The organism is Kocuria tytonicola, assembly GCF_003687455.1.
GTDB classification, from domain to species: domain Bacteria; phylum Actinomycetota; class Actinomycetes; order Actinomycetales; family Micrococcaceae; genus Kocuria; species Kocuria tytonicola.
Window position 1 is genome coordinate 1 of record NZ_PHOA01000087.1, and the last position, 10,067, is coordinate 10,067.

Below are 10,067 nucleotides of genomic sequence, written 5' to 3' on the forward strand. Positions count from 1 at the left end.
GGGCAGGAGAGGACCGGGAGAGGACCCGGGGGCCGGGGAAGGGAGGATCCGGGAAGCCGAGCTTCCCCTCCCCCGACGTGCGAGCGGCCCCTCGCTCCGCGGGGAGTGAGGGGCCGCTCGCACGGGGTCCGGGTCAGCGCCCGGAGTAGCCACCGTTGAACTTGTCGTAGCTCTTCTTGCGGGGGCGGTCCTGGTAGGACGAGCCGCCGCCGCGGGGCCGACCACCGCCGCGGTCGTCGCGGTAGCCACCACGGTCACCGCGGTCACCACGGTCGTCCCGGTAGCCGCCGCGCCCGCCGCGGTCGTCGCGGTAGCCACCACGGTCACCACGCTCGGCGCCGCGATCGTCACGGTAGCCGCCGCGGTCACCGCGGTAGCCACCACGGTCGTTGCGGGGCCCGCGGTCGCCGCCCTTGAATCGAGCACCGCCACGGGCGCCGCCGCCACCGGGGCCGCGGTCCTCCTGGATCCGAATGGGGGCACCGTTGATTTGCGTGGTGGACAGCTTGTCGAGCGTGCCCGCGGGCAGGTTCTCGGGCAGGCCCACGAGGGTGAACGTGGGGCGGATGTCGATCGCCCCGATCTGTGAGCCGTTCAGCCCGCCCTCGTGCGTGAGGGCGCCCACCACTGCACCCGGAACCACGCGGTCCCGGTGGCCCACGGCGAGCTTGTAGGTCCGCATCCCGGCCTCCTCGCCCGGCGAGCGGCGGTTGCGGGGGCCGTCGCCCTCGCGGCGCTCGCGGTCCCGCTTGCGCTGGGGCACCTCGGGGAGGTCCTCCACGAGGAACGGGCGGCCGTTCTGGGCGATCACGGCCAGCGCCGCGGCGATCTCCACGGCGTCCACGTCGTGCTCGGACTCGTAGCGTTCCACCATCTCGCGGAACAGGCCGAGGTCCTCGGACTCGATGGTCTCCTCGATCTGCTGCGCGAAGTTGTCCTTGCGGGTCTGGTTGACCTCGTCCGTGGTGGGCACGCGCATCTGCTCCACGGGCTGGCGGGTGGCCTTCTCGATGGCGCGCAGCAGGTACTTCTCGCGCGGCGTCATGAAGAGGATGGCCTCGCCCTTGCGCCCGGCGCGGCCCGTGCGGCCGATGCGGTGCACGTAGGACTCGGTGTCGTGGGGGATGTCGTAGTTGACCACCAGGGAGATCCGCTCCACGTCCAGGCCGCGGGCGGCCACGTCCGTGGCCACGAGGATGTCGATCTTGCCCTCGCGCAGGGAGTCCACCGTGCGCTCGCGCAGGTTCTGGGGAATGTCGCCGTTGATCGCCGCGGCGGTGTAGCCCCGGGCCTTCAGCTTGTCCGCGATCTCCTCGGTGGCGGCCTTGGTGCGCACGAAGACGATGACGCCGTCGTAGTCCTCGACCTCCAGCACGCGGGTCATGGCGTCCAGCTTGTGGGGGCCCATGACCTGCATGTAGCGCTGACGGGTGTTGGTGCCCGTGGTGGTCTTGGCCTTGACCGTGATCTCCTGCGGGTCCCGCAGGTACTGCTGCGCGATCCGGCGGATGGCCTTGGGCATGGTGGCGGAGAACAGGGCCACCTGCTTCTCGGTGGGGGTCTGGGCCAGGATCTTCTCGACGTCCTCGGAGAAGCCCATGCGCAGCATCTCGTCCGCCTCGTCCAGCACCACGTAGGCGATGTCGTCGAGCGAGAGGGAGCCCTTCGAGAGGTGGTCGATCACACGCCCGGGCGTGCCCACGACCACCTGCGCGCCGCGCTTGAGCCCGGCCAGCTGGGGCCCGTAGGAGGAGCCGCCGTACACGGGCAGCACGGTGAAGTCGTCCAGGTGCGTGGCGTAGGAGCCGAACGCCTCGGCCACCTGCAGCGCGAGCTCACGGGTGGGGGCGAGCACCAGCACACGGGTGCTGCGCTGCGGGCCGTGCAGGTCCGAGAGCTCCGCGAGCTTGGACAGCGCCGGCACCGCGAACGCCGCGGTCTTGCCGGTGCCGGTCTGGGCCAGGCCGACGACGTCGCGGCCGCTGAGCAGCGCGGGGATCGTGGCCGCCTGGATGGGAGAGGGGTACTCGTAGCCCACCTCGTCCAGGGCGGCGAGCACCCGGCCGTCCACGCCCAGCTCGGCGAAGGTGGGCTGCTGCGGCTCGTCCGGGGCGTCCGAGGACTTCCCGGTGGTCTCGACGCCGTGGTTCACGGGAACGTCCGTGGCGGCGGGGGCCTGGGTGGTCTCGTCCGACATGGCGGCGGGCTCGGCGGCCGGTGCGTCCTGCGCAGCGGCGGAAGCGGCGTCGGCATCGACGACCGCCGTCTCGCCCGGGTCACTCGCGGGAGCCACGGTGTGGGCAGTGGTGCTGTCGTCGGGAATGTTTTCAGTGGGCACGGAAGAACCTCGCTTCGGTGGAATGGAGTGACTGACACCGGTGCGAGCGGAACGACCGCTGAAGTCCGGAACCGACGTGCCGAAGACGGCGAAACGGTTGCTGAGGACATGGAACCGGGATGATGACCCCCAGCCTACCGCACGGGACCCCCGCCCGACGGCTGGATCCGCACCACCGCGATGTTCTGCTCGTCACTCACCACCGCGTAGTCGGCGCCGTAGAGCTCCCGCGCGTACGCCGCCACGTCCGCCGGACCCTGCCCGCCCCACGCCGCGCTGGCGCGGTCCACAGCCACGTACTGGGGGGCGGGATCGCCGGCACTGCCGATCCAGTGCACGTCCGCGCGGCTCACCAGGGCATTCATGAGGGTGAGGTCCGTGGCCACGCTCGCACCCGGTGGGATCTCCTCGACCGCCGCGGCCTTGACCCCTCGCCGCGGATCCGGTTCCCACGCCTCGGCACCGGCCAGCCGGGCCAGCGGCAGCTGCGTGCCCACCGCGAGCGCCACGGCGAGGGCGAGCCACGGCGCTCCGGTCGCCATGACCCACAGCACCGAGGCCTCCGCGCGGGCGCCGCGTCCGGGGTCCCCGCAGTGTCCGCCCGCCACACGGCCGTCCCCCCGCTCGGCACGCCCGAACGCGGCCGCGGCATCTGCCCGCAGGCGGACGACCGCGTCCACCAGCGCCACGAACAGCACCGGCATCAGCACCGCGCTGTAGTGCCACCCCGGCCCCCAGTACCCCTCGTGGGGCGAGAGCATGCGCCACGTCAGGGTGGGCAGAGCGACCAGCGCAATGGGTGAGCGCACCGCGACCACCGCACCGGCGAGCAGCAGCAGGAGCCACGTCCCGAGCTTCTGCGCGGGCGCCACTTGGAGGATCACCGCGCTCGCGGGGTCCCGGAGCAGGCCTGCGACGTCCAGTCTGTCCGCGTAGGCGAACGCCCCGTCCGGGTTCAGTGCGGGCAGCGCCACCCCCACCGCGAACGCGGTCACCGCGAGGCCCCACACCACCAGCACGACGCCGCACAGCAGCGCGGTGTCGCGCGGCACCACGGGGGCGTCCCGCCTCCCGCCGGGCCTTCCCGCGACGGCGCCCACGGGGGCGGCGTCCGAGGACAGCGCGGCCCAGCGGCGTCGTACCGCGGGGAGGCCACGGCGCAGGGAGGGGCGCAGGGCGTGCCCGAGCATCAGGCCGCCGGCCGCCGCGACCGTGATCCCGAGATCTTCCTTCACGAGGGCCACGGGGGCGGTCCACAGTGTCGCCGCGAGCCAGCGCTGCTCGCGCAGGGCGGTCAGGCCGGCGGCCAGCAGCGGCACGGCGAGCGCGATCTCGTGGAATTGCACCGCTGCCGCGTTCTGGAGCCCGAAGCTCAGGGCGTAGGCGCAGCCGATCGCGGCCGCGGGCGCGGGGTGCAGCACCCGCAGTGCGCAGCGGGTGATGAGCGCGGCGGAGACCCCGAACAGGGCGTCCTGCAGGAGCATGGGTGTCAGGGCCGAGGGGAAGATCCGGTACACGGGCGCCAGGAGCGCCACGAGGGGGTGGAAGTGGTCCCCCAGGAGGTTGTAGCCGTGGCCCTTGATGTCCACCACCGGACCGTGACCCGCCGCGTACGAGGACAGCAGCTGCGTGAAGATCGCGTTGTCCCACGAGGGCGTCTCCCCGCGGATCCACTGGCTCCAGGAGAACGCGCAGTACAGAGACGTGGCCACGGCGCCCACCAGCGCGGGGAGCAGACGGGGGACGGCGCTGCGGTGCATGTCCGGTGCTCCCCTTCCGTGGTCCGTGGATCGACGTGCGCGGACGGCGGCGGTCCGCCCGGGCGCACGGGGGGCGTGCGACGCCTCCGCGGCAGGATACCCCGGGGGCCGCCTGACCCCGGGGCGGTGGGGTCGCAGCCCCGGGAGCGCCTGTGCACGTCAGGGTGCCTGTGCATGTCGGAGCGCCCTGGGAGCATCGCGGACATGACCACGGAGGTGACGACCACTCAGGCGGACGCGCAGCGCTGCCCGGGTGCAGACCCCATGCGGCGGCGCTGGACACCGCCCGGGCCCCTGCACCTGGGGCAGACGCTGCGCGTACTGGGACGCGGTGCCGAGGACCCCACGGTGCGCGTGCTGAGTGAGGACTGCGCGTGGCTCACCACCCGCTGCGCAGGCCTGCCCGTGGGCGCACGCTTCACCAGGCCCCCACGGACCAGCGGGGAGAACCCTCTGCGCCGGGACGTGGTCGCGGAGGCGTGGGGCCCCGGGGCGTCGGTGTGGATCGAGCGCGCGCCGGCGTGGGTCGGTGCCCGTGACTCGTGGGAGGAGTTCGAGTCCTCGCCGGGGTTCGCACAGCTGCCCCACGTGCTCGTCCGGGCCCGGCACGAGCACCCCGGGCTGCGACTGCCCGCCACCGGTGCGGTCCTGGACCGGGCCGTGGTCGCCATCCTGGAGCAGCGGGTGACGGCGCTCGAGGCGGTGCGCGCCTACCGCGCCCTGCTGCGGTGGATCGCCGAGCCCGCACCCGGCCCCGCCCCGCAGGGCATGAGGGTGCCGCCCACCGCCGAGCAGTGGCGGCGGGTGCCGTCCTGGCAGTGGCACCGCGCGGGAGTGGACCCTGCGCGCTCGGCCACCGTAATGCGCACCGTGCAACGGGCCTCCGCCCTGGAGCGGCTCTCCCACCGGGAGGATCCCGCGAGTGTCCGGGCCGCCCTGCAGTCGATCAGTGGGATCGGACCGTGGACGGCCGCGGAGATCACACAGTGCACCCACGGGGACCCGGACGGGGTGAGCGTCTACGACTACCACCTGGCGGACCACGTGTGCTGGTTCTTCGACGGTGCGCCGGGCTCCGACGAGCGGATGCTCGAGCTGCTCGAACCCTGGCGCGGACACCGGCAGCGAGTGGTGCGGCTCCTCAAGGCCAGCGGTCACCGCAAGCCGTCCTTCGGTCCGCGGCTGAGCCCGCAGGACCACCGACGCCACTGACCTGCCCGCGCCTGGGAACCGGACGGTCTCGTTAAGGTATGGCTTCCCTGGCTGGCAGCCCGTGGAGATCCGGCGCACACTACTCGCATGTCTGAGCACACCGTGGCAGAGCCCCATGCCGAGAAATCAGGGGACCGACTCAACAAGCTGCGCGCCGCAGTCCTGGGCGCCAACGACGGCATCGTCTCCGTGGCCGCCACCGTGGTGGGTGTGGCCGGGGCGACCGCCGCCAACGGGCCCATCCTCGTGGCGGGTTCCGCGGCCGTGATCGGCGGGGCGCTGTCCATGGCCCTCGGCGAGTACGTGTCCGTGTCCAGCCAGAAGGACTCCGAGGAAGCTCTCATCGAGAAGGAGAAGCGGGAGCTGCAGGAGATGCCCGAGGCGGAGCTGGAGGAGCTCGCGGAGCTCTACCGGGAGCGCGGGCTCAGCGAGGCCACGGCCAAGCAGGTGGCCCTGGAGCTCTCGGAGAAGGACGTGCTGCGCGCCCACCTGGACGCCGAGCTCGGGATCGACCCGGACGACATCGTCAATCCGTGGTCCGCCGCCATCTCCTCCGCCCTGGCGTTCTTCCTGGGCTCCCTCCTGCCCATGCTCGCCATCCTGCTGCCGCCCCCGGAGTGGCGGATCCCGGTCACGTTCGTGGCGGTCCTGGTGGCTCTCGCCCTCACGGGCACGCTCGGAGCGCGCCTCGGCAGGACGCCGCACGTGGCGCGCGCGGCCGTCCGCGTGGTCGTGGGTGGTGCCATCGCCCTGGGCGCCACGTTCCTGATCGGCTCCCTGCTGGGGGTCTCCGCCGCGTAGCGGACGACGCCGCGCGGGTTCAGCACCTCGCCAGACACGCCACGAGGGCGGTTCCCCCCACCGGGGAACCGCCCTCGTGCTGGATGCGGACCGGACGGGGCACGCCGTTCCGCCGCCCGCACCGCTCACGTCATTGCGAGACCCCGCACGCGCCGAAGCACGACGCCGGCGGTCGGCACGCGCGTCAGTTCTGCGGGGCCTCGGGCTCCGCCGCGGACTCGGCCTCGGCGGCCTGCTTCTCGACCTCCGCACGAACCTCGTTCATGTCCAGGTTCTTGACGGCGTCGACCACCTGGTCGAGGGATGCGGCCGGCAGCGCGCCCGGCTGCGAGAAGACGAGGATGCCCTCGCGGAACGCCATGAGAGTGGGGATGGAGGAGATCTGGGCGGCTGCGGCAAGCCCCTGCTCGGCCTCGGTGTCCACCTTGCCGAACACGATCTCGGGGTGCTTCTCGGACGCGGCCTCGTAGGTGGGGGCGAACTGCTTGCACGGTCCGCACCACTCCGCCCACCAGTCCAGCAGGACGATGTCGTTGTCGGAAATGGTCTGGCCCAGGGTGTCCTGGGTGATGTCTACGGTAGCCATGCCCCACACCCTAGGACCGTGCCTCCGGCGGGTTCCAGACAGTTCACTGCGGGCTCAAGGAACGCCCCTCGGCCGGCCCCGGGCCACCAGCCACCGTGGTGGCGGCAGCGGACAGGCAGGAGGTGCCGCACCCCGCGCAGGAGACGGCGGGCGGGCCCGGCCGTGAAAAAGGGATGTCCCGGACCGTCTGGTCCGGAACATCCCTTGTCCGAGTGCGGTTCGCGCCGCTCCCGTGGATCTCGGTGGCAGGTGAGGGATTCGAACCCCCGTAGGCATTGCCAGCTGATTTACAGTCAGCCCCCTTTGGCCGCTCGGGTAACCTGCCGAGACGCCCAGCGCACGCGGTGTTACCGCGCGGCGAAGCACCTCAACAGTACACGGACAGCCGCAGGGGCCCCAAATCGCCCCGCCGCCGGGCGGAAGCCGGGCCCTGCACCGGCACCCTCCTACCCTGGGAGGGCACCGGAACCCACACCACGGAGGCGGACACCATGCAGGACCCCACGCGCACCACCACCCGGAACCCCGGGCCCCCCACCCCTGCCGACGCCGGGCCGGACACCGGCGCCGGTTCCTCACCCACCACTCGGGCCATCGTCCTCGGGGGCGGCGGCACGGCGGGCATCGCCTGGGAGAGCGGACTGCTCTCGGCGCTGCTGGCGGCCGGGGTGGACCTGGGGTCCGCGGACCTCGTGGTCGGCACGTCCGCGGGCTCGTCCGTGGCGGTGCGGCTGCGCGCCGGGTCCCTGGGCACCGACTCCCTGCGCGCCGAGTTCTCGCGGGGCGGTGAGGACGACGCCGCACGGCCCGCCTCCGCGTCGGCGGCACCGCCGTTCGACCCGGAGGCCTTCCTGCAGCTGATGGCCGAGGCGGCCCAGGGCGCGCAGGACGAGCGGGACGGCCGCGCGCGGATCGGGGCGCGGGCGGCGTCGTCGTCCGCGGCCATGAGCGAGGAGGACTGGCTCGCGCGGATCGGCCACGCCCTGCCGCAGGACTGGCCGGAGGGCCGGCTCGCAGTCACCGCCGTGGACACCGCTGACGGCGGGTTCACCGTGTTCGACGCGGACGGCGGTGTTCCCCTGGTGCGGGCCGTGGCCGCGAGCTGCACGGTGCCGCTGGTGTTCCCACTGGTGCATATCGGCGACAGGGCCTACATGGACGGCGGCATGCGCTCCGCCACGAACGCGGACCTCGCCGCGGGCCACGACCGGGTGCTCGTGCTCTCGTGCAACCCGGAGCCACCCACGAGCCCGTTCGGGCCCACCCTGGAGCAGTCGCTGCGGCTGATCGAGGAGACGGGCAGCGCGCTGCACCTGACCGCGGACGCGGCGAGCCACGCGGCCTTCGGGACCAATCCCCTGGACCCGGCGAGTCGGATACCCTCGTTCGAGGCCGGTCTCGCGCAGGGGCGCCTGCTCGCGGACCGGGTCAGGCAGTTCTGGGACGCCTGAGCGCACCGCTCTCCCGCGTCCCCCGGTTCGCACCCGAGCAGTCGAGGAGTAGACAGTGGCATCCGAATCATCGTTCGACGTGGTCAGCAAGGTGGACAAGCAAGAGGTCGCGAACGCCCTGAACCAGGCGCAGAAGGAAGTGGCGCAGCGCTACGACTTCCGCGGCGTGGGCGCGGACATCGACTTCTCCGGCGAGAAGATCATGGTCAAGGCCAACTCCCAGGAGCGGGCCGAGGCGGTGCTGGACGTGTTCCAGTCCAAGCTGGTCAAACGCGGGATCTCCCTGAAGTCCCTGGACTCCGGTGAGCCGTACGCCTCCGGCAAGGAGTACCGCATCGAGTCCTCCATCAAGGAGGGCATCGCCCAGGACCAGGCCAAGAAGATCACCAAGCTCATCCGGGACGAGGGCCCCAAGGGCGTGAAGGCCAACATCCAGGGCGACGAGCTGCGGGTGTCCTCCAAGTCCCGCGACGACCTCCAGGACGTGATCGCGCTGCTCAAGGGCGCGGATCTCGAGGTCGATCTGCAGTTCATGAACTACCGCTAGAGCACACGGGAAAGGGCCGGAACGGTGTCACCGTTCCGGCCCTTTCCCCTGGGCGCCGGTTCTGCCCGCACCCGGCAGAGCGCGGGGTTCCCCGGACGACGCCGCCCGGGCCGGCGGCGGCTCAGCGCCCGCCCGCGGACCCGCCGCCGCGCGCCATGGCCTCGAGCCGCGCCACGCGGTCGGCCGTGCTCGGGTGCGTGCGGAACAGCCCGGAGACGCTCCCGCCGCGGAACGGGTTGGCGATCATCAGGTGCGAGGTGTTGACCAGCTTCTGGTCCGCGGGGTCCATGGGCCGCTGCGAGGCCCCGCCCTCGATCTTGCGGAGGGCGGACGCGAGCGCCAGGGGGTCCCCGGTGAGCGCGGAGCCGTCCTCGTCGGCGTCGTACTCCCGGGTGCGGGAGATCGCCATCTGGATCACCGCGGCGGCCAGGGGCGCCAGGAAGGCCAGGAGGAGTCCCACCAGGGGATTGCCACCGCGGTTGTCCTCCCCGCGGCCCCCTCCGAAGAACGCCGCGAACTGCAGCATCTGCGCCGCGGAGGTGATGATCCCGGCCACGGCGGCGGCCACCGAGGAGGTCAGGATGTCCCGGTTGTAAACGTGCATGAGTTCGTGGCCCAGCACGCCGCGCAGCTCGCGCTCGTCCAGGATCTGCAGGATGCCCTCGGTGCAGCACACCGCCGCGTGCTCGGGGTTGCGCCCCGTGGCGAACGCATTGGGGCTCATGGTGGGCGCGATGAACAGCCGCGGCATGGGCTGTCCGGCCCGCTGGGACAGCTCGTGGACGATCCGGTACATGCTGGGCGCCTGCTGGGGCGTCACGGGAACCGCACGCATGGACCGGATGGCCAGCTTGTCCGAGTTCCAGTAGCTGTAGGCGGTCCCGAGCAGGCCCACGAGCGCAAAGACCACGATGAACACCGAGTTGCGCGTGGCGCCCGCAATGGCCCAGCCGATGGCCAGCAGCACCACCCACATCCCGCCCAGCAGCAGGACGGTCTTCAATCCGTTGTAGTGACGGTGCATCAGAGGGATCTCCTCGGGGATCGGACGGGCACCCACGGTGCCCGCGGCGGGGGGGTCGGGAAGACGCGGCGAGCGCCCCTCCGGGCTATGGAGCCCAGGGCGGGCACAACGGCAGGATCACGGAGCCGATGATCCAGTCGCAGGGGTCCTCGGAGGGTGCAGGGTGGGACGGCTGCGGCTCGGACGGGACCGGCGGCCCGGTGCCGCTGGGCGCCGGGGCGTTGCCGCCTCCCGGTTCGCCGGGGGACGTCTGCGGGGACGGCGTCACGACCTCCGCGGCGCAGATGCTGCAGTTCGCGGCGTTCTTCGGAGGGGGCCGCGGGGAGGACAACCGCGGTGGCAATCCCC

Annotated in this window: 9 protein-coding genes and 1 tRNA gene; 5 read left to right on the forward strand and 5 right to left on the reverse strand. The window is 72.6% G+C overall.

Going from position 1 to position 10,067, the window contains the following annotated elements:
- Window positions 1-133: 133 nt before the first annotated feature.
- Both CWC38_RS09275 and CWC38_RS09280 read right to left on the reverse strand, forming a co-directional pair.
- The gene (locus tag CWC38_RS09275; RefSeq protein WP_121846479.1) at window positions 134-2,338 is read right to left on the reverse strand and encodes a DEAD/DEAH box helicase; all 2,205 of its coding nucleotides are present in this window, start codon (window positions 2,336-2,338) and stop codon (window positions 134-136) included.
- Between the two features lie 134 nt (window positions 2,339-2,472).
- Window positions 2,473-4,098, reverse strand: a complete 1,626-nt coding sequence (locus CWC38_RS09280; protein WP_121846480.1) for a DUF2079 domain-containing protein — start codon at window positions 4,096-4,098, stop codon at window positions 2,473-2,475.
- A gap of 174 nt (window positions 4,099-4,272) precedes the next feature.
- Here CWC38_RS09280 and CWC38_RS09285 point away from each other — a divergent pair, with 174 nt between their 5' ends.
- Both CWC38_RS09285 and CWC38_RS09290 read left to right on the forward strand, forming a co-directional pair.
- Complete coding sequence (locus CWC38_RS09285; RefSeq protein ID WP_240625190.1) at window positions 4,273-5,310, forward strand: DNA-3-methyladenine glycosylase family protein; 1,038 nt, start codon at window positions 4,273-4,275, stop codon at window positions 5,308-5,310.
- 87 nt (window positions 5,311-5,397) lie between these two features.
- A complete protein-coding gene (locus tag CWC38_RS09290) occupies window positions 5,398-6,111 on the forward strand; it encodes a VIT1/CCC1 transporter family protein (protein WP_121846482.1) in 714 nt (237 codons plus the stop codon).
- 184 nt (window positions 6,112-6,295) lie between these two features.
- On the opposite strand, the gene CWC38_RS09295 is transcribed toward CWC38_RS09290, so the two are convergent.
- On the reverse strand, window positions 6,296-6,697 hold the full coding sequence (locus tag CWC38_RS09295) for a thioredoxin family protein (RefSeq protein ID WP_121846483.1): 402 nt from the start codon (window positions 6,695-6,697) through the stop codon (window positions 6,296-6,298).
- Between the two features lie 243 nt (window positions 6,698-6,940).
- Window positions 6,941-7,022: transfer RNA gene (locus tag CWC38_RS09300), tRNA-Tyr, on the reverse strand.
- Between the two features lie 166 nt (window positions 7,023-7,188).
- Here CWC38_RS09300 and CWC38_RS09305 point away from each other — a divergent pair.
- Both CWC38_RS09305 and CWC38_RS09310 read left to right on the forward strand, forming a co-directional pair.
- Entirely contained in the window at window positions 7,189-8,148 is a 960-nt protein-coding gene (locus tag CWC38_RS09305) for a patatin-like phospholipase family protein (protein WP_121846484.1), read from the forward strand.
- Between the two features lie 55 nt (window positions 8,149-8,203).
- A complete protein-coding gene (locus CWC38_RS09310) occupies window positions 8,204-8,695 on the forward strand; it encodes a YajQ family cyclic di-GMP-binding protein (protein ID WP_121846485.1) in 492 nt (163 codons plus the stop codon).
- Between the two features lie 121 nt (window positions 8,696-8,816).
- On the opposite strand, the gene htpX is transcribed toward CWC38_RS09310, so the two are convergent.
- Complete coding sequence (gene htpX / locus CWC38_RS09315) at window positions 8,817-9,719, reverse strand: zinc metalloprotease HtpX (RefSeq protein WP_121846486.1); 903 nt, start codon at window positions 9,717-9,719, stop codon at window positions 8,817-8,819.
- Between the two features lie 128 nt (window positions 9,720-9,847).
- On the opposite strand from htpX, the gene CWC38_RS12255 reads away from it, so the two are divergent.
- Window positions 9,848-10,067: hypothetical protein (locus CWC38_RS12255; protein ID WP_206059888.1), on the forward strand; the 220-nt coding region annotated here is incomplete at its 3' end.